This is a genomic window from Streptomyces sp. 2-1 (genome assembly GCF_048564895.1).
Taxonomy (GTDB): domain Bacteria; phylum Actinomycetota; class Actinomycetes; order Streptomycetales; family Streptomycetaceae; genus Streptomyces; species Streptomyces phaeochromogenes.
The window spans coordinates 10477687-10497611 of the sequence record NZ_CP183383.1; the positions used below are offsets into that span (position 1 = coordinate 10477687).

Sequence of the window (19925 nt, forward strand, 5' to 3'; positions counted from 1 at the left end):
TCGTGGACGACGTCGACAGGGCGCTGATCGCGGAGCTGCAGCGCGACGCCGGGCAGGCCTACGCGCTGCTCGGCAGGGCGGTCGGCCTGTCGGCGGGCGCCGCTCACGACCGCGTACGTAAGCTCCGTGAACGCGGCGTGATCCGCCGCACGACCGTGGAGGTCGACCCGGCCGCCCTCGGGCGGGGCGTGCTCGCCTTCGTCATGGTCGACTCGTCGGCCTGGATGGGGGAGGCGTCCGAATCGTTCGCCGCCATCCCCGAGATCCAGGAAGCCCACGTCATCGCGGGCACGGCGTCCGTCCTCGTGAAGGTGCGCACGGCCACCACGGAGCAGTTGCAGGACGTCCTGCGGCGGCTCTACGAGATCGAGGGTGTGAGCGGGACGCATGCCACGGTCGCGCTGGAGACGTTCTTCGAACGGCCGGTCCATGCCGACTGACGGTGGTGGGCCGACGCTTGTCGGGTGCCGGGAGGTACCCATCGTGAAACTGCTTGCTGGAAAGGGCACTTCGAAATCGTGAATCTTTGGTCGATCTACCAGCACGGCTTCGCGCGGATCGCCGCGTGCACCGGCCATGCGGCCATCGCCGACCCGCCCGCCAACGCGGAGGCGGTCCTGCGACAGGGCCGCCGATGTGCGCAGGAGGGGGTCGCCGTCGCCGTGTTCCCCGAACTCTGCCTGTCCGGCTACTCGATCGAGGACCTGCTGCTGCAGGACGCGCTGCTCGACGAGGTCGAGGCGGCGCTCCAGACCGTGGTCGCCGGGTCTGCGGATCTGCTGACCGTGCTCGTCGTCGGCGCCCCGCTGCGCCATCGCCACCGCATCTACAACTGCGCGGTGATGGTGCACCGCGGGCGGATCCTCGGTGTCGCGCCCAAGTCCTACCTGCCGAACTACCGCGAGTTCTACGAGCGGCGGCAGATCGCGGCGGGCGACGACGAGCGGGGCGGGACGATCCGCGTCGGCGGCGCGACCGTGCCGTTCGGCACGGACCTGCTCTTCGCGGCCGAGGACGTCCCCGGCCTGGTGCTGCACGCGGAGATCTGCGAGGACATGTGGGTGCCGGTGCCCCCGAGCGCGGAGGCGGCGCTGGCCGGAGCCACCGTCCTCCTCAACCTCTCGGGCAGCCCGATCACGGTCGGCCGGGCCGAGGACCGGAGGCTGCTGTGCCGCGCCGCGTCCGCCCGCTGCTTGGCCGCCTACGTCTACGCGGCGGCCGGACTGGGAGAGTCGTCCACCGACCTGTCCTGGGACGGGCAGACCATGATCTACGAGAACGGTGAACTGCTGGCCGAGACCGACCGGTTCCCGCTCGACGACCAGTACGCGGTGGCGGACATCGACCTCGACCTGCTGCGGCAGGCCCGCGCCCGGATGGGCACGTTCGACGACAACCGCCGCACCCACGCCGCGCGCACCAGCGGCTTCCGGTCGGTGTCGTTCCGGCTCGCCCCGCCCGTGACCGACCTCGGACTGCGCCGCCGGGTCGAGCGGTTCCCGTTCGTGCCGGCCGACCCCAGCCGCCTCGCCCAGGACTGCTACGAGGCGTACAACATCCAGGTCACCGGTCTGCAGCAGCGACTGGCGGCCATCGGCGGCCCGAAGGTCGTCATCGGAGTGTCGGGCGGCCTTGACTCCACGCACGCGCTGATCGTCGCCGCCCGGGCCATGGACCGCGCGGGCCGCCCGCGCAGCGACATTCTGGCCTTCACCCTGCCCGGTTTCGCGACCAGCGAGGGCACCAAGAGCAACGCGCACAAGCTGATGCGTTCGCTCGGAGTCACCGCCGCCGAACTGGACATCACACCGACGGCCCGGCTCATGCTCCAGGAGATCGAGCACCCGTTCTCCTCCGGTGAGCCGGTGTACGACGTGACCTTCGAGAACGTGCAGGCCGGACTGCGCACCGACTACCTCTTCCGGCTGGCCAACCAGCGCGGGGGCATCGTGCTCGGCACCGGTGACCTGTCCGAGCTGGCGCTCGGCTGGTGCACCTATGGCGTCGGCGACCAGATGAGTCACTACAACGTCAACTCCGGCGTCCCGAAGACACTCATCCAGCACCTGATCCGATGGGTCATCAGCAGCGGCCAGTTCGAGGAGGAGACCAACGAGACGCTGGCCGCGATCCTCGACACGGAGATCAGCCCGGAGCTCGTGCCGGGAGAGGAACTGCAGTCCACCGAGTCCAAGATCGGCCCGTACGCGCTGCACGACTTCACTCTCTTCCACATCCTGCGCCACGGCTTCCGGCCGTCGAAGATCGGCTTCCTCGCCTGGCACGCCTGGCACGACCAGAGCGCCGGTGTGTGGCCGCCGGGATTCCCCGAGGCCAAGCGGACGGCGTACGACGTGCAGGAGATCCAGCACTGGCTGGAGATCTTCTGCCGCCGCTTCTTCGGGTTCGCGCAGTTCAAGCGCTCAGCCATGCCGAACGGGCCGAAGGTCCTGGCCGGTGGCTCCCTCTCACCGCGCGGCGACTGGCGCGCCCCGTCGGACAGCACCGCGGCGGTCTGGCTCAGGGACCTCGCCCGCTGGGACGTGCCGCAGAAGCAGGAACAGGAACAGGAAGGGGAGTAGGGACGCACACATGGCCAGCACCGCTCTCCTCGTGATGGACGTCCAACGGGTCATCGTCGACATCGCCGACGACGGCTCCGGATATCTGTCTCGCCTGCGCCGGGCGATCGACGGCGCCCACGCGGCGGGCATCCCCGTGATCTACGTGGTCATCGGGTTACGGCCGGGGCAGCCCGAAGTCAGCCCGCGCAACAGGGCGCTCACCGCCGCCGTGGAGGCCGGCCTCTTCAACGAGGGGGATCCCGGTACCGAGATCCACCACGATGTCGCTCCTCGGAAGGGCGACATCGTGGTGACCAAGCGGCGGGGGAGCGCGTTCTCGGGCAGCGACCTCGACCTGGTGCTCAGGGCGCGCGGCATCGACAGCCTTGTGCTCACCGGCATCGCCACGAGTGCCGTGGTGCTGTACACCCTGTGCCAGGCCAACGACCTGGACTTCGGCCTCACCGTCCTGTCGGACGGCTGCCTGGACACCGACCCCGAGGTGCACAGGTTCCTCACCGAGAAGCTGTTCCCGCAGTGGGCGGATGTCGTCGCCGTCGAGGACTGGCTCAAGGCCATGGAGCCACGAAAGGAACCTGTGTCCGAGGGGTGAGGGGGGAGCCCATCGCTGCCGGTTGGCAGGGCTATGCGTACGGCCGGTCGCCCGCGATGGCGACCCGCTCCGCGACCCGGGGGTGCGGCGCGTAGTCGTTCACCGCGTAGTGCTGGGTCGCGCGGTTGTCCCAGAAGGCGATGTCGCCAGGCTGCCACCGGAACCGCACCTGGTACTCCGGCACATGGGCCTGCTGCGTGAGGTAGCGCAGCAGGCGGTCGCTCTCCTCGCGGTCCATACCGGTGATCCGGGTGGTGAACGAGGTGTTGACGAAGAGCAGTCTCCGCCCGGTCTCCGGGTGGGTGCGCACCACCGGATGCTCCACGGGCGGAAAGGCGTCCTGGAACGGTACGAGCCGCTCGGGCGGGTAGAAGCGGGCGAAGCCGGGGATGAAGTCGTGCACGGCGGTGGCCCCGTCGACGCGGTCCTTCACCTCCTGCGGCAGGTTGTCGTAGGCGGCGGCCATGTCGGCCCACATGGTGTCCCCGCCGAAGGGCGGGACCTCGTGCAGCTGAAGCACGGCGCCGAGCGCGGGCCGCTCTCGGAAGGTCACGTCGGCGTGCCAGACGTTCTCGAAGGTGGGGGCGGATCCACTGCCCTTGTCGAAGCGGACGACATCCTCGCTGGAACCCTGGGCGAGCAGCGGGTTGGTCTCCAACTCCCCCCACTGGCGGGCGAAGTCACGCTGCTGCGCGGATGTCAGGCGCTGGCCGCGGAAGAACAGCACCTTCCACTCCAGCAGTGCCCGGTTCACCTCCTCGCGCAGCGCGTCTCCCAAGGGCCGCGCGAGACTGAGGCCCCGTATCTCCGCCCCGATCGTGCGGCCTTGGGGCACCACCTGGAAGTGTTCGTACGGGCGCTCCTCCCACCCCTCGGGCAGGCGGCGCAGGACGCGCGCGCCCTCGTACATCCCGCCCTCGGGTACGCGGGCCTCGCGCAGTGTGGGCTGTGGTCCGGCGCTCATGACGGTCATGGCTTCCAACTCCTCGTACGTGAACCTCATACGTGTACTTCCGGTGGCAGGCGGCAGGTTGTTCAGGAGACGTGCCCTCGCCTGCCGCGAACGGAGGAGTTCGGCGGCGCGGTGCGAACGTGCACCGGGAGTCGTCCGGGCCATGAGGAAGTGGGAGTCGATCCGGACCGTGAGGAAGGAAGACCGGCACTGTCAGGGCGGGCGCGCGGCGAGCTAAGGGCTCGACAGCTGCCCGGCTAGCGGCCTGAGCGCTCGCACCCGGTTCGATCCGGGACGCGCAGTGGCCCCGTCGTGTCGAACCAGTGTCCGGTCATACCGATGAGTGTGTGAGTTCCGCTGGTCACTGTCAACATGGCGTCGCGCGTCCGCCTGTTGACCCCGACATGGTGTGGTGGCTGGGCCGGGGTGCTGTCCGCCGGGCGGCGGCCGTGTCCGGCCGCCGCTGTGCCACCTGTCCGCACCCCACGGTGGGGTGAGACGTGTCACCCCAGCCGTGTCACCCCGACAAGGCAGACGTCAGGACAAGGCGGAGGTCAGGCGGTGACCGGCTCCTGCTCCGCGGACTTGTCAGCAGCAGGGGTCTCGGCCGCCGTGTAGAAGACGGACGAGCCCTGCTTGGTGCGCTGGACATGGCCCTTGGCGACGAGCCCTTCCACCGTGGTGCGCACGACCTTGGGCTTGATGTCGCGGTCGGGGTGGGCCTGGGTGAGCGCGGTGCTGATCTCCGCGGAGGACCGCGGTTCGGACTGCCGGCCGAGGTGGTTGTGGATCAGCTCCACGAGGGTGGGGAGCTTCGCCGCAGGTGAAGACGCCTTCGGCTCGGGGGTTTTGGCCGCCGCCTTCTTCGGCTTCGAGGCGGTTGCCTTCTTGCGCCTGCCCGACTTGGTCTCGGCCGAGGCCTGTCGCGGCACCGAAGGCTTGGCTGCCGTGACACTCTCCTCCTCGCCCGAACCCGCTTCGAGGCTCTCGGCGCCCAGCGTCCGCTGCAGGTTCACCAGCAGGGCCTGGTCGTGCTGCAGGGCACTCAACTGCTCCTGAAGCGCGGCCACTTCGGCGCCGATACGTTCCTGTTCCTTGGTGTTGCGCTCAAGGTCCGCAGCCACCTGAGCGGCGTACTGCGTCTTGAGTTCCGTGGTCGCTGACTCGACTTCGGACATGGCAGCTACCTCTCCTCCTGCATTGTGTGGTGCTGACGCCGGATGGTACTCGCATCATCCACGCCATGATCCTCACTGTGTGCAAGCTTGTCCCGCACTTCCGCGACCAGGACACAACTGCCTTGGGCTGCATATGCCTGGGGAAGAGTGCACTCAGGTGGCGACAGCACCTCCCTCACGTGCTGTCTCAATTTCAACCTTCAAGGTGAATGCGAAGTCGCCTGACACCCCTGCCGAGTTGGTCTGCCATGTGTGTCGGCCACGTGTGTGGAACGCAAAGGGCCGGCTCGACGCTGTTGGCGTCGAGCCGGCCCTTTCCGGTGGTGCGGTGCACTTCCGCGAACGGTCAGTCCGTGCCGGACTCCATCGCGGCGCGGTCCAGCAGCGCGTCCTCCTCCGAGACCTCGCCGCGGGAGGCGATGGCCTCGGCGCCGCCCTCGGGCATCTCCGGCATGGTGCCGATCAGGCCGGTCGCGGCGGCCTGGGAGGCGCCGATCGCGGGGCTGCCGGTGCCGATCAGGCCGAGGCCGACGTACTGCTCCAGCTTGGCGCGCGAGTCGGCGATGTCGAGGTTGCGCATGGTCAGCTGGCCGATCCGGTCCACCGGGCCGAAGGCCGAGTCCTCGGTACGCTCCATGGACAGCTTGTCCGGGTGGTAGCTGAATGCCGGGCCCGTGGTGTCGAGCAGCGAGTAGTCCTCACCGCGCCGCAGCCGCAGTGTCACCTCGCCGGTGACGGCCGCGCCGACCCAGCGCTGCAGCGACTCGCGCACCATCAGCGCCTGCGGGTCCAGCCAGCGGCCCTCGTACATCAGCCGGCCGAGGCGCCGACCCTCGTTGTAGTACTGGGCGAGAGTGTCCTCGTTGTGGATCGCGTTGACGAGGCGCTCGTACGCGGCATGCAGGAGGGCCATGCCGGGGGCCTCGTAGATGCCGCGGCTCTTGGCCTCGATGATGCGGTTCTCGATCTGGTCGGACATGCCGAGGCCGTGCCGGCCGCCGATGGCGTTGGCCTCCATGACCAGGTCGACGGGGGAGTCGAACTCCTTGCCGTTGATCGTCACCGGGCGGCCCTGGTCGAAGCCGATCGTCACGTCCTCGGTGAGGATCTCGACCTCGGGGTCCCAGAACCGCACGCCCATGATCGGCTCGACGGTCTCCACGCCGGTGTCCAGGTGCTCCAGCGTCTTGGCCTCGTGGGTGGCACCCCAGATGTTGGCGTCGGTGGAGTACGCCTTCTCCGTGCTGTCCCGGTAGGGCAGGCCGTGTGCGAGCAGCCACTCCGACATTTCCTTGCGGCCACCGAGCTCGGTCACGAAGTCCGCGTCCAGCCAGGGCTTGTAGATCCGCAGGTGCGGGTTGGCGAGCAGGCCGTAGCGGTAGAACCGCTCGATGTCGTTGCCCTTGAAGGTCGAGCCGTCGCCCCAGATCTGTACGTCGTCCTCCAGCATCGCCCGCACCAGGAGTGTGCCGGTGACGGCACGGCCGAGGGGGGTCGTGTTGAAGTACGCGCGTCCGCCCGAGCGGATGTGAAAAGCGCCGCAGGTGAGCGCGGCCAGGCCCTCCTCGACCAGCGCGGCCCGGCAGTCGACCAGGCGCGCGATCTCCGCACCGTAGGCCTGCGCGCGGCCGGGCACCGAGGCGATGTCGGGCTCGTCGTACTGACCGATGTCGGCGGTGTACGTGCACGGGACGGCGCCCTTGTCGCGCATCCAGGCGACCGCGACCGAGGTGTCGAGTCCGCCCGAGAAGGCGATACCGACGCGCTCGCCGGTGGGCAGGGAGGTGAGGACCTTAGACATGGGAAGAGTATGCATGATTACGCATGATCATGCAAAGTCCGGCTGGGGCGGCCCTGAGGACGGCCCGTCTCGGCGCCCGGAAGGTGACCCGCCTCGTCCTGGGCGCGGTCGCAGTTGTCGTGGCCGGGTGGGAAGCACGGTGGCACGCGGGCGTCAGAGGTATCTGACGCCCTGTTCCGCGCTGCCGGCCAGGAAGCCGGACAGGCGGGCACCGTAGCGGATCCACCGGCGGCGCAGGCTCGGGGAGTGGGCGAGGTCGGAGGTGTGCAGGAGCAGCCAGGACCAGTTCATGAGGACCGTCCGGTTGTCGCGGCGCTCGAAGCCGGCGTGGCGGTAGGCGGCGTACAGGCGGGCGCCGGACCTGCCGTAGTTCCACTTCTGCCGGGCCAGGGTGGAGAGCTCGGCGCGCAGCCGGTAGTGCATGCGGGCGTCGTGCGCGTAGTCGACCCGGAAGCCGCACAGGTGGGCCCGCCAGGACAGGTCCATGTCCTCGCCGCCGCCCCGGTAGCTCTCGTCCCAGCCGCCGATCGTCGTCAACACGTCTTTCCAGACGGCGCAGTTGGCGCCTCGCGCGAAGGGCAGGAAGTCCGTCTGCTGGGTCATCGGCATCGGCTGCTCGTCGGCGTACGTGGGGCTGAGCACACTGCTGTCCAGGCTGCCGCCGATGAGGTCGGCGTCCGGGGCGGCCGCGGCCAGCCCGGCGAGCCAGCCGGGGTCGGCGACGTCGTCCGCGTCGCAGAAGGCGATGAAGTCACCGCGGGCGGCGGCGATTCCGCGGTTGCGGGCGTAGCCCTCGCCGGGGCGCTCGTGGGCGTCGACGATCCGCAGGCCGGGCAGGTCGGGGCGGGCCTTCTCCGCCACCTCGCGCGTCGCGTCGGTCGAGCCGTTGTCGACGACGAGGACCTCCCAGGGGGCGGTATAGATCTGGGACGCGAGCGCACGCAGCTGTGCCGGGAGCGTGAGCGCGCCGTCGCGGACGGGGATCACGACGGAGACGAGGTCCGGGGTCCGCCCGCGTCCGGACACGTCCACGGAAGGCGCGTGGGTGGAAGAGGACAGGTGGGTGTCCTGTACGAGGTGGGCCCCCGCGGCCCGGGCGGCGGACACGGTGGCGGCGGTGTCGTCGGTGCGGCGTCGCACCAGAAGTCGCGGCACCATGACCCGCGCCGCCCGACGGCCCGACGTGCGCAGCAGATCGCGGCGCACGGCGTACGCGGCACCGTCGAGGCCGGGCGTCAGGGTGATGCCCTCGACCAACGCGTCCGCCCGCAGCCGGAGCGTGCCGCACTGGACGAGGCCCGCATCGTCGCGAGCCGCCCCGGCCAGGTGGCGCAGCCAGTCCGGGAGCGCCTCGTCGCGGCCGTGGAGGAAGGCGACGTAGGGAGTCCGGGTGGCACGCGCGGCCTCGACGCAGACCTCGGCGGCGGTTTCGGACGTGCAGCGCGCGAAGTGCAGGCGTGGGTCCGGCAGTTGGTCCGGCGGCGGGTCCGCCGGGGTGACCACCGTGACCGCGGCGGGGGGCAGGGACTGACGCAGCAGGCTGTGCACCGCGGGTTCCCACTCGCCCCCGGGTGCCGCGACGACCACGCCGATCTCGGGCAGGGTCGGTTCCACGCCGGACACCCGTCACCCGCCCACTGCGACCGGGTCCAGCGTGAAGTCGATGTCGTTGGGCGGCGCGACCAGTAGGGGCAGCAGCTCCTCGCGGGTCGTCGCCTCACGGCGGCGGCGCTCCTGGGCGTTCATGGCCCGTGTGTAGGAGCTGCGTTCCGCGGACCCGAAGCCCGTCTCCGGCGCCTGGGTCAGCGACTGGGGCCAGATCCTGTAGCGGTAAAGGACGTGGCGCACACTGCGCAACCGGTACAGCCGGGCCGCCCGGAGGTGGAAGTCGGTGTCCGCGCCCAGCCGGACCGTGCCGTCGAAGCCGCCGAGCCGCTCCAGCACCTCGCGGCGCACGACCGACGACGGGTGCAGCACCACAGTCGAACGGCCGAGGCGCATCCACAGGTTGCCGTTGCGCGGCATCCGGCGGCGGCCCGTGCTCTGGCCCGCGGCGTCGATGTACTCGTAGGCGCAGCCCACCAGGTCGGCCTTGTCCCGTTCCAGTACGGCGAGTTGATGGCGCAGCCGTCCCGGCAGACTGATGTCGTCGGCGTCCTGGAAGGCGACGTACGGGGTGTCCACGCGTTCCAGGACCTTGTTCTTGATGCGCAGATGGCCGACGTTCTCGGAGGTGCGCAGCACGGTCAGACGAGGGTCGTCGGCGTACGGACGCAGGGCGGCCGTCCATGTCTCGTCGGGGGAGCGGTCGTCGACCACGATCAGGCGGAGGTCGGTCCGGTCCTGGGCGAGGACCGAGGCCGCCGCCGCGCCCAGGTAGTCGGCGCAGTCGTAGTGAGGCAGGACGACGGTGACCGCCGCCTCCTTGTGTGCCGATGTCCGCACGGCGTCTCCATTCCGGGCCGCCGCAGCGGGCAGCCGCCTGTGGTGGCGTGCGGACGGCCGCCGTGCCGGGCGGCCGTCCCGTGTCAGGGTCCGGTGCGTGCCGCCGCGGGCCGTCCCTCGGCGGCCGGGCTCATGAAATCGCCGTCGTCGCCCCACGGCACATGCCGCAGCGGGCGGCCCGCCGCGCCCCGTACGGCGAGGCTCGCGGCGACCGAGCAGAACCAGGTCAGGTGTACGGCCTTGACGGTCCAGCGCTTCAGTCCCCGTACGGGGCCGCCGCTGCCGTCCCAGGCGGCGAGCGGCCACAGGCCGTGGAACAGGGTGCCGGTGAGGTAGGTCCGCGCGGTCGCCCACGGGTAGTCGGCCGTGCACGTCACATGGCTGTAGAGGGACCGACGCAGCCGGCGCAGTGTGTCGTGGGTCCGGGTGACCCGGTAGAAGCTGCCCCGGGCGTCGGGCAGTACTTCCAGGTCGTGCAGCGGGTCGGCCGCGTCGGGGTCGAGGAGTTCGAAGAGCACATAGCCGTCGTCGGCGAGCCGGCGGGCCGGGATGCCATCGGCCACGACGTCGGCCGCGACGAGCATGCAGGCCGCCGCGGGGTAGGAGCCCGGCGGCACGGTGACGCCGGAAATACGGTCCATGGTCCGCGACGCGGCCGACGCGCGGGGCAGGGCCACGAGGTGGGCGCCGACCGCGCCGGCGCAGTCGCGTTCGTGGAAGCGGTCGACGAGCCGGGCGAGACAGCCGGGGCTGAACTCGACGTCGTCGTCAGTCCACAGCCAGCCGGTGTGACCGAGCCGCTCGGACAGCCTGAGCGCCGTGTTGACCGTCCGGAGTTTCCCCCGGCCCGGCAGTGCGAACCCGATGACGGGTACGGGGGCGGCCCTGGTCAGCCTGCGAAGCCGTTCGACGGCCTCCGCCTGCTCGCCGGCGCCGTACTGCATGCCCAGCCAGATCGTCAGGGGCAGCCCGGGACGGGTCTCCCGTACGTCGTCGAGAGCGTGGAGGAGATGACGCAGCGCGGTCTCGTGGGCCGTCAGATCGCAGCGCGCCACGTATGTGGGCAGCAGCACCCCGAGTCCACCGGAGGGCAGTTCCGTCTCCAGGTCCGCCGGTTCCTGCTGGACATCTCCCAGCCTGACCAGTGTCACCGGGGCGTCCGGTGGGGGCAGGGGGTCGAAGCCGCGGGCCACGGTGCGTTGCCACCATGTGCGCCCGCTTCCGGTGCCCCCGAGCATCCGCGTCCCTTCGCCGGCCGACCCGTGCACCACCCGTTCCGGCCCTTCGTCAGATATCGGCGGACGAAGGGGAATTCCCTGTCGACGTGCGTGCAGCACAATGTGCGGAGTGTGCTGATTTCGACGGGGCGTACTCTAACCGGCGCCTTGAAGTGATCACAAGACAGCCGTCCTGTTCCGGGCCGATGGCCGAAATGCCTGCGTTCCGGTTGCACCGGTTCGGTGAATCGTCAGGGCGGACGTGCGGGAATCGGATGGTGGCCTGGCCGAATTCCGCTGCCGTCGCGCGGAGTTCCTCTTGGACGGCATCAGGGAAACGGCCGAAAATGGTCGGCCGGATATTTCCGCCCCCACCCTGTGTGTCGGTGGTGTGTGCGGCCCGCTCGCCGCTCTGTGGCAGGCTAACGGCACAGCATTCCGCGCCATTCGTCGCGGGCGGCGGAAGGAAGAAGGTGTCACACATGAGGTATTCCGCACGTGCGGAACAGCAGTTGGGCGGGACGTCCGGGCCGTCGTCCGGGCGGGACGTCCTGCTGAACGCGCACGGGATCGTGAAGAGCTATGGCCGCCGCCGCGTCCTCGACGGCATCGACCTCGTCGTGCGCGCGGGCGAGGTCGCGGCGATCGTGGGCAGCAACGGAGCCGGCAAGTCCAGCATGCTCAAGATCTGTGCCGGGCTGCTCGCCCCTGATGAGGGCCGGGTGACCATCTCCGGACGCCTCGGCTACTGCCCCCAGAACGCCGGTGTCATGGGCTTCCTCACGCCGCGCGAGCACTTCACGCTGTTCGGCACGGGCCGGGGCATGGGCGGCCGGGACGCCGACCGCCGGGGGCGCGAACTCGCCTCCAAGATCGACTGGCAGGTCGCCCGGGGCACCCTGGCCAAGGACCTGTCGGGTGGTACCCGGCAGAAGCTGAACGTCGTCCTCTCCGCCCTCGGCGACCCGGATGTCCTGCTGCTCGACGAGCCCTACCAGGGCTTCGACCGGGGGTCCTACGTGGACTTCTGGCAGAACGTCTGGGGCTGGCGCGACCAGGGCAAGGCGATCGTCGTCGTGACCCACATGCTCAACCAGCTCGACCAGGTCGACCATGTGCTGGACCTCAGCCCGAAGAAGCAGGAGGCGGGCCGATGAACCGGACCCTGCGCATGGCCGAGATGACACTGCGTGAACTGCTGCGCCGGCGTGGAGTGCTGGGCCTGCTCCTCCTCGTGCCGCTGGTGTTCTATCTCGGTCGGCACGACCAGCCCGGCCAGGCCATCCGGTTCGCCAGCCTGGGCGTCGGGTTCGCGGTGAGTACCGCAGCGCTCTTCTCGGCCGTCGGCGGCCGGGAGATCGAGTCCCGGCTCACCCTGTCCGGCTTCCGACCCCGGCATCTGTACCTGGGCCGCATGATCGCCCTCCTCACGGCCGGGCTGCTGATCTCCGCGCTGTACGCCGTGGTCGTGATCGTGGACCAGGACGTGGCGAACCCCCAGGCGGTCGCCCTGGAACTGGTGCTGACCACTCTGGTGGCGGTCCCGCTCGGGCTGCTGCTCGGCCTCGCCGTGCCCCGGGACCTGGAGGGCAGCCTGCTGCTTATCTCCGTCATCGGCGCCCAGATGGTGATCGACCCGGCCAAGGACGCCGCCAAGGTACTGCCCTTCTGGTCGACCCGGGAGATCATCACGTACGCCGTCGACGGAGCCGGCAGCGGTTCCCTCGTCTCGGGCGCGACGCATGCCGTCGTGGTGACCGCGCTGCTGGTCCTGGCGAGCGGCGGCGTCATGTCGGTGCGATTGCGGAGGCGTACCCACATGCAATTCGTGTGAATCCGCCGCGAGTCCGTGCGGAGGGCCGGAGGAAAGTGACTCTGTCTCGCCGATACGAACGCGTGTAGGGTTGGGGAATCGTCCTGCCGGTGCGTGTCCACGCGTCGGTACGGTGGCCCGGCTCGTCGCCTCTCCCCAGAAAGGAGAGATTCGTGAACGGTGCACAGCGATTACCCCTCGGCGAATCAGCCGAACAAGCCCTTTCGAGGGCAACGGAATTCCTCCGGACCGCACGTGATGCGGACGGTTGGTGGAACGACTACGAAGTCCGTGGCCCAGGCCAGTTCTGGGCCACTGCCTTTGTCGGTGCCTCACTCGCGGAATTACCCGAAGGCCCCGGGCGATTGGCGGCGGTGTCCGCCTGGGAGCTGCTGAGACAGGCCCGCGGCCCGTCGGACGGCTGGGGCTACTGCCCCCAGGTTCCCGGTGACGCCGACATCACTTCCTGGGTCCTGCGACTGGCCGAGGCGCTGGGAGCCGAGGACGACCTCCGCGCGGACGAGGGATACCGCTTCGTCGCGGCGCACCTTCAGCAGGACGGTGGCATCTCCAGCTATCTGCCGCAGATCGCCTCACCCTTCCTGGACCGGGTGGCCCCCCGTTGGGACGCCTGGTACGCCAGTCATGCGTGTGTGACCTCGGCCGCCGCCGGGCTGCTGCAACTGCCCGTGCATGAGCGGCTGTTGAGCAGACTCCGGGAGATCCAGCGGCCGGACGGATCGTGGCCCGCCTACTGGTGGCCGGATCGCGAGTACCCCACCGCGCTGGCGGCCGAGGCGCTCGCCGACGGCCGACCGGCCGGGGACCGTCCCGAGGCACGGGCAGCCGCCCGCTGGGCCGCCGCCAGAATCGGTGCGGACGGTGCCGTGCGTACCGAGTGGGAGCCGGAGGGCTCCGCCTTCGCCACCGCATTCGCCCTGCGTGCCGTGCTGGCCGGCGAGTTGCCGGAGGGCCGTGATGCCGTCCGCCGGGCGGTCTCCTACCTGACCGACTCGCAGGAGAAGGAAGGCAGTTGGCGGCCGTCCGCATGGTGCCGGGTGCCCGGCCCGATGGAGTTCGACCCCGACGCACGTGAGCACTGGGAACGCGGGCGGCGCGGCAAGGCCGCGCTGGGCTCCGTCGTCCTGGACACGAAAGCGCTCTACACCACCGCGTCCGTCGTGGCCGCGCTGGCCAGGGCGAGCACCGTGACGGTGACTTCGGCGGCGGCCGAGCCGAGCGCGGACCTTGCATGACGGCGCGCAGCGCGCCACGACCGGACAACGAGGGGGAACGCTGGTGAAAACGTCACCGCAGTTGGTCCAGCGCACGGAAGTCCCGGCCGTACCACCCCTGCTGGGCCCAGGAGCGGTCCTCGGGCGGCTGCGGGGTCACGAGCGGGGGCCCGTCCACATCATCGACCCGTTCAAGGTGCCGCAGGCCGAGGCCGTGGAGAAGGCGAAGATCCTGGACGACCTCGGCTGTCCCGCCCTCATCCTCGCCAGTACCGACTACGAGTCGTTCGAGTCCCGCATGGACCCGTACGTCGCGGCGATCAAAGAGGTCAGCTCGCTGCCGGTGCTACTGCACTTCCCGCCGCGGAAGGGTTTCGGCTTTCCGCTGGCCCGGGGCGCCGACGCCGTCATCCTGCCCGCGCTGCTCGGCTCCCGTGACGACTACTACGTGTGGAAGAGCTACCTGGAGACCCTGATCAACCTGCCCGGCCGGGCCGACCGCGAGGACTGGCCGGAACTCCTGCTCACCGTCGCCCTCACCTTCGGCGAGGACCACAAGACGGGAGACCTGCTCGGCACGGTGCCGGTGGCCACCACGAGCCCCGAACAGATCGACCGGTACATCGCGGTCACCCGCAGCTTCGGCTTCCACATGGTGTACCTGTACTCCCGTTACGCCCAGGTCCCCGCCGACGTGGTCCGTCACTTCCGGCGGCAGCTCCATCCCGACCAGATCCTGTTCGTCAGCGGCAACGTCCGCCGACGGGAGCACGTCACCGCGTACCTGGAGGCGGGCGCCGACTATGTGGGCTTCGCCGGGGCGCTGGAACACGGCGACTGGCGATCGACGCTCGCCGAGATCACGGCGGACCGGCCGTGACCGCGGTGCTGCCCGAGGCCTACACCACGTCCATGCTGGTCACAGAGGCCGCTAACCGCGACCATGTCACCGACTTCGTGGCCCGCAACGGCGGTTCCCCCGAACTCGTGGCGCACACCGCGGCGTTGCGCCTGTACCTGAGGGTGCCGCACTTCCTCACCGAGTGGGTCACCGAACCGGAGCGGCGCACCGCGGTGGCCCGGGCGCTGGCCATGGACATCGTGGCCATGAAGCTGCTCGACGACCTCATGGACGACGACACCGGGCTCAACCGCGTCGAACTCGCCTGTCTGTGCCTGCACCTGCACCTGACGGCGCTGCGCGAGATGTGCGAACTCGCCGCGGACGCCCGCGCCGTGACCGATGTGCTCGAACACGACTTCACCGCGGTCTGCACCGGCCAGATCCGCACCAAGAGCCACCGCGCGGAGAACCTTGACGAGTGGTGCGCCAACGCCAGCACCTACGGAGCCACCTTCCTCGGTTGCTACGGCTCGCTCTCCGCGATCTGCGGTCGGGAGGAGAGGTCCGTCGACCCCGCGAGGAGGTTCGCCGAGGCGTTCGGCACGATCATCACGATCGCCGACGACCTGACGGACTACGACCGCAATGGCGAGCGGGAGGGAAACCTCGGTCATCTGATGCGCACCGGGGCGGTGCCCGCACAGGACGTCGAGGCGCTGCTGGAGCGGCTGCGCGCCCAGGCGCTGGACGCGGTCCGGGAGCAGCCGGCCTCCTCGGGGCTGGTCCCCGTCGTCGGCCTGTACACCGACGACGTTCTGGACCGGCTGCTGCCTCGGCACCTCGTGCACTGACCGTCGGCCGACGGCCTACCGGGGCTCGCTCCGGTAGGCCATCACGTCGTCGAAGACGAACAGGTCGACGTCGCTGTGCGCGAAGTCGTCCAGCACGTGCCGGGCGGTGTGCGCGATGGCCCGGCCGGGGCCGTTGAGCGAGGTGTTGATCAGGGCCGGGACACCGGTCTGCGCCTCGAAGGAGGCGAGCAGCCCGTGCAACCGCGGCTGGTCGGCACCCAGGGTCTGGATCCGGCAGGTCCCGTTGATGTGCCGGGCCTCCGGCGCTGTGCCTTCCGGCAGCTGGTACTCGAAGAGCATGTACGGGGACGGCCGGCCGCCCGGGTAGAGCTCGGCGAAACGCTCGTCGCGCATCACCGCTCCCAGCGGTCGGTACCACTCCCGCTGCTTGAGCTTCTCGCTCATCCGCTTGCGCATTCCGGAGGCGGCCGGGCTGCCCAGCAGCGAGCGATGTCCGAGCGCCCGCGGCCCGAGTTCGGCCGCCCCCTCCGTCAAGGCCACCACACCGCCGTCCGCGAGCAGCCGGGTGACCGCCTGGGTGTCGTACGGAACGGCCTTCAGTCCCGAGGTGTCCAGGGCGGCCAGGACATCGGCGCGGGGCTCGCCGGTGCCGTTGCCGTACACGCTGAGAGGTTCGGGCCTCTGGCCCAGCACGTAGGTGAGGGCGTAGATGCCGGCGCCCGCCAGGTGGCCCGCGTCGCCGCAGGCCGGCGGTACGGCGATGTCGCGGCCGAAGGCCTCGCGCAGCGACGAGTTGGCGACGATGTTCAGTGCGCAGCCGCCGCCGAGGGCGATGGGCCCCACCCCCGTGGCGGTGCGGGTGACGTGTTGGTCGAGCACGTCGTGCACGGCTTCGGTGAACAGTTCCTGGAAGGTGGCGACGACGTGTGCCGCCGTCTCGAACTCGGGGTGGAACTCGGGGCGTTCGGCGAGTTCGGCGCGTACCCGCTCGGCCAGTTCCAGGTCGTGCATCACGCGGGGATCGACCCCTTGCAACTGCTCGCGTATGCGGGCGTCCGGCTGCCCGTAGCCGCCGAGCGCCATCACCTTGCCGGCGACGCTGGGGCTCTTGCCGAAGCCCAGGAGGTGGCCGATCGCGGTCCAGCCGAAGCCGTTGCCGTACCAGGGCAGCGGATCCTTCGCGATCCACTCCAGGCGGTCCTCCTCGACCCGGAACAGGGAACTGCGGGTGAGCTGTCCGCGGCCCTCGTTGACCAGCACGAGGGTGCCGGTCTCGTGGCCCGCGTAGTGGGCGGCGAGCGCGGCGTGCGAGAGCTCGTGCGTGACGACCACGCAGTCGACACGCCGGCCGAGCAGGTCGCAGGTGGTCCGGTGGTGGGGCGCGCCGGCGTTGATCCGTTCCATCGCTTGGTCCAGGTCCGGGATCCGCAGCAGGGCACTGCGGACGGGGGTGCTGACCGCCACCAGGTCGATCCCGTCGGTGTCCACGCACTCCTGGGACAGCACGTGCTGCAGCGCGATGTCGGAACGGTAGTCGTGCTTGACGCGGGTGAGCCGTTCGGTCTCGATGCCGAAGAGCAGCCGGCCGTCCTCGAAGTAGCCGACGCCGGTGTCGTGACCGGCGGAATGGAGAGAAAGTACCTTCATCAACGCTCCTGGTCAGCGGGTGTGAGGGGGTGTACGGCCGAATACGGGGCCCACTCGACTGCACGCAGCGGCCGACCGGTCAGCCCGCGCAGGTACAGCTCCGTCCCCACCCCCGCGAACCAGGTGAAGTAGAGCCACTTGATCAGAGAGTTCTGGATGCCGCGCCGCCGTCCTCCGGTGCCGTCGAAGCCGGTCAGTGGCCACAGACCGGCGAACAGGATGTGGCGGAAGTAGTGCCGGACCACGGGCAGCGGCCAGTCGGCGAGGTCGACGAGGTGGTTGAGGAGGAGCCTGCGGATCCTGCGGCGGGTCTCGCCCGCGGGACCGGCGACGTAGTAGTGGCAGCGGGCGTCCGGTACGAGGCGCAGCCGTGCGAGTGGATCCGGCAGGTCGGGATCGAGGAGCCGGAAGCAGACGTAGCCGTCGTCGGAGACGTAGCGGCCGGGCATGCCGCCGGACAGGACGTCGGTGGCCACCAGGATGCAGCAGCCGTGCGGGTAGTTGGTCGCGGGCGCTGCGATCGCCTTGGCACGGGCCAGCAGTCGCGAGGTGGCGAACTCCTTGGTGTGCGGGATCTTCGTGGCGCCCACCGCGCCCCGGCAGCCGGCCGCCAGGAAGTCCCGCACCAGTCGCGACAGACAGCCCGGGTCCAGGGTCACGTCGTCGTCGACCCAGCCGACGCCCGTGCAGCCGAGCAGTTCGGCCACCTCGATCGCGGCGTTGAGGGTGCGGGGCTTGCCGGGACCGGGCAGGGAGAGGCCGCACACGGGCACGTGCGGCAGCCGGGTGCGGGCCCGGAGCAGCAGCGCCCGCAGCCGCCGTACGGACTCGCCCTCCTCCGTGTCCGAGGACCACTGCATGCCCACGAACAGCACAGCGGGCGTGTCCGGATGGTCCTCGGTCAGCTCGGCGACTCGGTCGAGCAGGGCGTCGAGGCGTTCCGCCTGCTCGGCGAGGGTGCCGCGGGAGACGTAGGTCGGGGCGATCAGGGCGAGGGCGGGGGAGCCGGTACGCAGGGCGTCGGCGGCGGACCGGGCACCGGGGAGCGGGGTCGCTTCGCCCGACGGACCGTCGGGCAGGAAGTACCGCACCGGCACCGACCAGGACGGCGGCGGGCGGAAGCCGCGGGCCATGGTCCTGCGGATGTGGTGGGTGAGGAACGGTTCGCCGCGCCGCTGCCGGCCGTGGGCCGGCAGCGGCGCGTTGAGACGGACGGGAGGGCCCGGTCGCACGGACGCGGCCGGGCGGGTGGTCTCAGAAGTCACGGTCGGTGTTGGAGGTCGACCGGGCCAGGCTGCGCAGACCGTCCAGCGTGTTGCGCCACTGGCCGGTCGAGGCCATGTGGGACAGCAGCGGCTTCGCCATGGAGCGGCGCAGGAAGAACGCGCGGTAGGCGGCCTGGGCACGGCGCTGGGCGTCGGGCACCAGATAGCCGATCCGCGCGTCGAACTCACCCTGCACGAACCGGTCCCAGTAGTCGGCGGGTATCTGCCCCGCCTCCACGGACTCGGTGTGCAGCGGGGTGCCCGGGAGCGGGGTCGCGGTGTAGAAGCTCGCGTAGTCCAGAGGGATGCGGCAGGCGAGGTCGACGGTGGCGCGGAACTGCTCCCGGGTCTCGCCTAGCCAGCCGACGATGAAGTAGCCGAAGCCCTTGATGCCCGCCTCGTGGGCGGAGGTGACGGCCCGTTCGATCTTCTCGATGTCGCTCTCCTTGCGCATCCGCTTGAGGATCTCCGAGTCGCCGTGCTCGATGCCGAACCGCAGCCGCACACAGCCCGCCCCGGCCATCGCCTTCAGCAGCGGTTCCGGCACCAGGTCCACGCGGGTCGGCGCCTCCCAGCGCACCTTCAGGCCCTGTTCGCCGATCAGCGCGCAGATCTCCCGGACCCGGCCGCGGTGCAGGGTGAACACGTCGTCGTAGAACATGATCTCCTTCACCCCCCACCGGTTCTTGAGCTCCGTCATTTCCCCGACGACGTCCTCGGGGGAGCGGTACATCGACTTCTTGTCGACGGCCTGTTTGAAGCAGAAGCTGCACTTGAAGGGGCAGCCGCGGCTGGAGATCATCGTCGCGAACGGCCGGGGAGCCATGATCGAGTAGTAGCTGTTCATGGGCAGGCCATCGCGGGAGGGCCAGCCGACCTCCTCCAGGTTCACCATCGGGGCGGCGCCGCCGTCGTGTTCGCGGGTGACCAGGCCGCGGATGCCCTCCGGTTTGTCGCCCTGCTCCATCGCCTCGGCCAGCTCCGGCATGATCGTGATGCCTTCGCCGACGCCGACGTAGTCGATGCAGTCGTGGAAGAGGTTCTCGCGCGCGTAGACCTCGCTGTGCGGGCCGCCGAGGATGACCTTGGCGCCGGTGCTCTTGGCCGCCTGGCAGGCCTCGACGGCGCCGGGCAGGCCGGGTGTGGTGGTGCTGACGCCGACCAGGTCCGGTTCGAAGTCGGCGAGCAGCTTGCGCAGACCCTCGCTGTCCAGGCCGAGGGCGGGGGTGTCGACCTGGATGACGTTGTGGAAGCCGGCCGACTTCAGAGCGGTGTGGATGTAGCCCAGTCCGAGGTGCGGCAGGACGCCGGCCCGCTTCTGGATCTGGGTGATCTGACGGGTGTTGAGGCACAGGTCGTGGTGGCGGACCAGCGCGATCCGCAGGTTCCGCTTGCGCCAGCGCGGCAGGCCGGGGCGGGCCGGTGCATTGGTGACGGCCGTCGAGCAGCCGCCCGACGCGGTCCCCGACGCCGCACCGGTACTGATGACGGGCAGTGTCTTCCGCATGATGTCCCCTCCTTCTGGGGTCGTTCGGGCGC

Annotated in this window: 17 protein-coding genes; 8 read left to right on the forward strand and 9 right to left on the reverse strand. The window is 70.3% G+C overall.

What is annotated here, in order from left to right; translation table 11 throughout:
* The first annotated feature begins 2 nt into the window (after positions 1 to 2).
* The 3 genes from ACN20J_RS45790 (at position 3) to ACN20J_RS45800 (ending at position 3177) form a co-directional block, all read left to right on the forward strand.
* Entirely contained in the window at positions 3 to 440 is a 438-nt protein-coding gene (locus ACN20J_RS45790) for an Lrp/AsnC family transcriptional regulator (RefSeq protein WP_419669076.1), read from the forward strand.
* Positions 441 to 518: 78 nt separating this feature from the next.
* A complete protein-coding gene (locus tag ACN20J_RS45795) occupies positions 519 to 2582 on the forward strand; it encodes an NAD(+) synthase (protein WP_419668348.1) in 2064 nt (687 codons plus the stop codon).
* Between the two features lie 10 nt (positions 2583 to 2592).
* Positions 2593 to 3177 carry a cysteine hydrolase family protein gene (locus ACN20J_RS45800; RefSeq protein ID WP_190229962.1) on the forward strand — a complete coding sequence of 195 codons (585 nt, stop codon included), beginning with the start codon at positions 2593 to 2595 and terminating at the stop codon, positions 3175 to 3177.
* Positions 3178 to 3208: 31 nt separating this feature from the next.
* Here ACN20J_RS45800 and ACN20J_RS45805 read toward each other — a convergent pair whose 3' ends face one another.
* The 6 genes from ACN20J_RS45805 to ACN20J_RS45830 all read right to left on the reverse strand — a co-directional run bounded on the left by ACN20J_RS45805 (position 3209) and on the right by ACN20J_RS45830 (position 10791).
* Positions 3209 to 4150 carry a TauD/TfdA dioxygenase family protein gene (locus tag ACN20J_RS45805; protein WP_419668349.1) on the reverse strand — a complete coding sequence of 314 codons (942 nt, stop codon included), beginning with the start codon at positions 4148 to 4150 and terminating at the stop codon, positions 3209 to 3211.
* A gap of 533 nt (positions 4151 to 4683) precedes the next feature.
* A complete protein-coding gene (locus ACN20J_RS45810; RefSeq protein ID WP_419668350.1) occupies positions 4684 to 5307 on the reverse strand; it encodes a BlaI/MecI/CopY family transcriptional regulator in 624 nt (207 codons plus the stop codon).
* Between the two features lie 346 nt (positions 5308 to 5653).
* Entirely contained in the window at positions 5654 to 7108 is a 1455-nt protein-coding gene (argG, locus tag ACN20J_RS45815) for an argininosuccinate synthase (protein ID WP_189843069.1), read from the reverse strand.
* Between the two features lie 153 nt (positions 7109 to 7261).
* Positions 7262 to 8722 (reverse strand): glycosyltransferase, encoded by a 1461-nt coding sequence (locus ACN20J_RS45820; RefSeq protein WP_361886588.1) that lies wholly within the window; start codon positions 8720 to 8722, stop codon positions 7262 to 7264.
* 12 nt (positions 8723 to 8734) lie between these two features.
* Positions 8735 to 9553 (reverse strand): glycosyltransferase family 2 protein, encoded by an 819-nt coding sequence (locus ACN20J_RS45825; RefSeq protein ID WP_189843068.1) that lies wholly within the window; start codon positions 9551 to 9553, stop codon positions 8735 to 8737.
* A gap of 83 nt (positions 9554 to 9636) precedes the next feature.
* Entirely contained in the window at positions 9637 to 10791 is a 1155-nt protein-coding gene (locus ACN20J_RS45830) for a glycosyltransferase family 2 protein (protein WP_419668351.1), read from the reverse strand.
* Between the two features lie 461 nt (positions 10792 to 11252).
* Here ACN20J_RS45830 and ACN20J_RS45835 point away from each other — a divergent pair, with 461 nt between their 5' ends.
* From ACN20J_RS45835 to ACN20J_RS45855, 5 genes are all read left to right on the forward strand, one after another.
* Positions 11253 to 11927 carry an ABC transporter ATP-binding protein gene (locus ACN20J_RS45835; RefSeq protein WP_419668352.1) on the forward strand — a complete coding sequence of 225 codons (675 nt, stop codon included), beginning with the start codon at positions 11253 to 11255 and terminating at the stop codon, positions 11925 to 11927.
* Positions 11924 to 12604, forward strand: coding sequence for a hypothetical protein (locus ACN20J_RS45840; protein WP_190229957.1), 681 nt, complete (start codon positions 11924 to 11926; stop codon positions 12602 to 12604). The genes ACN20J_RS45835 and ACN20J_RS45840 overlap by 4 nt, the downstream gene beginning before the upstream one ends.
* Before the next feature lie 353 nt (positions 12605 to 12957).
* A complete protein-coding gene (locus ACN20J_RS45845; RefSeq protein WP_419668353.1) occupies positions 12958 to 13839 on the forward strand; it encodes a prenyltransferase/squalene oxidase repeat-containing protein in 882 nt (293 codons plus the stop codon).
* Between the two features lie 43 nt (positions 13840 to 13882).
* Positions 13883 to 14698 carry a geranylgeranylglyceryl/heptaprenylglyceryl phosphate synthase gene (locus ACN20J_RS45850; RefSeq protein WP_364194199.1) on the forward strand — a complete coding sequence of 272 codons (816 nt, stop codon included), beginning with the start codon at positions 13883 to 13885 and terminating at the stop codon, positions 14696 to 14698.
* On the forward strand, positions 14695 to 15513 hold the full coding sequence (locus ACN20J_RS45855) for a class 1 isoprenoid biosynthesis enzyme (RefSeq protein ID WP_361886596.1): 819 nt from the start codon (positions 14695 to 14697) through the stop codon (positions 15511 to 15513). Before ACN20J_RS45850 ends, ACN20J_RS45855 begins: the two co-directional genes overlap by 4 nt.
* Before the next feature lie 15 nt (positions 15514 to 15528).
* Here the strand turns inward: ACN20J_RS45855 and ACN20J_RS45860 are convergent, their stop codons facing one another.
* Genes ACN20J_RS45860 through ACN20J_RS45870 form a run of 3 tightly spaced genes read right to left on the reverse strand, consistent with a single transcriptional unit; the run spans position 15529 to position 19893 of the window.
* Complete coding sequence (locus tag ACN20J_RS45860) at positions 15529 to 17121, reverse strand: carbamoyltransferase C-terminal domain-containing protein (RefSeq protein ID WP_419668354.1); 1593 nt, start codon at positions 17119 to 17121, stop codon at positions 15529 to 15531.
* Complete coding sequence (locus tag ACN20J_RS45865) at positions 17121 to 18386, reverse strand: hypothetical protein (RefSeq protein ID WP_246575313.1); 1266 nt, start codon at positions 18384 to 18386, stop codon at positions 17121 to 17123. The genes ACN20J_RS45860 and ACN20J_RS45865 overlap by 1 nt, the downstream gene beginning before the upstream one ends.
* Positions 18376 to 19893 carry a B12-binding domain-containing radical SAM protein gene (locus ACN20J_RS45870; RefSeq protein WP_189843061.1) on the reverse strand — a complete coding sequence of 506 codons (1518 nt, stop codon included), beginning with the start codon at positions 19891 to 19893 and terminating at the stop codon, positions 18376 to 18378. The genes ACN20J_RS45865 and ACN20J_RS45870 overlap by 11 nt, the downstream gene beginning before the upstream one ends.
* Between the last annotated feature and the right edge of the window lie 32 nt (positions 19894 to 19925).

What these genes read in the sequence shown, in the direction of transcription:
- ACN20J_RS45800 (WP_190229962.1), top strand. Translation starts at nt 2,593, where the DNA reads ATGGCCAGCACCGCTCTCCTCGTGATGGACGTCCAACGGGTCATCGTC.
- ACN20J_RS45805 (WP_419668349.1), bottom strand. Translation starts at nt 4,150, where the DNA reads ATGACCGTCATGAGCGCCGGACCACAGCCCACACTGCGCGAGGCCCGC.
- ACN20J_RS45810 (WP_419668350.1), bottom strand. Translation starts at nt 5,307, where the DNA reads ATGTCCGAAGTCGAGTCAGCGACCACGGAACTCAAGACGCAGTACGCC.
- argG (WP_189843069.1), bottom strand. Translation starts at nt 7,108, where the DNA reads ATGTCTAAGGTCCTCACCTCCCTGCCCACCGGCGAGCGCGTCGGTATC.
- ACN20J_RS45830 (WP_419668351.1), bottom strand. Translation starts at nt 10,791, where the DNA reads ATGCTCGGGGGCACCGGAAGCGGGCGCACATGGTGGCAACGCACCGTG.
- ACN20J_RS45835 (WP_419668352.1), top strand. Translation starts at nt 11,253, where the DNA reads ATGAGGTATTCCGCACGTGCGGAACAGCAGTTGGGCGGGACGTCCGGG.
- ACN20J_RS45840 (WP_190229957.1), top strand. Translation starts at nt 11,924, where the DNA reads ATGAACCGGACCCTGCGCATGGCCGAGATGACACTGCGTGAACTGCTG.
- ACN20J_RS45860 (WP_419668354.1), bottom strand. Translation starts at nt 17,121, where the DNA reads ATGAAGGTACTTTCTCTCCATTCCGCCGGTCACGACACCGGCGTCGGC.
- ACN20J_RS45870 (WP_189843061.1), bottom strand. Translation starts at nt 19,893, where the DNA reads ATGCGGAAGACACTGCCCGTCATCAGTACCGGTGCGGCGTCGGGGACC.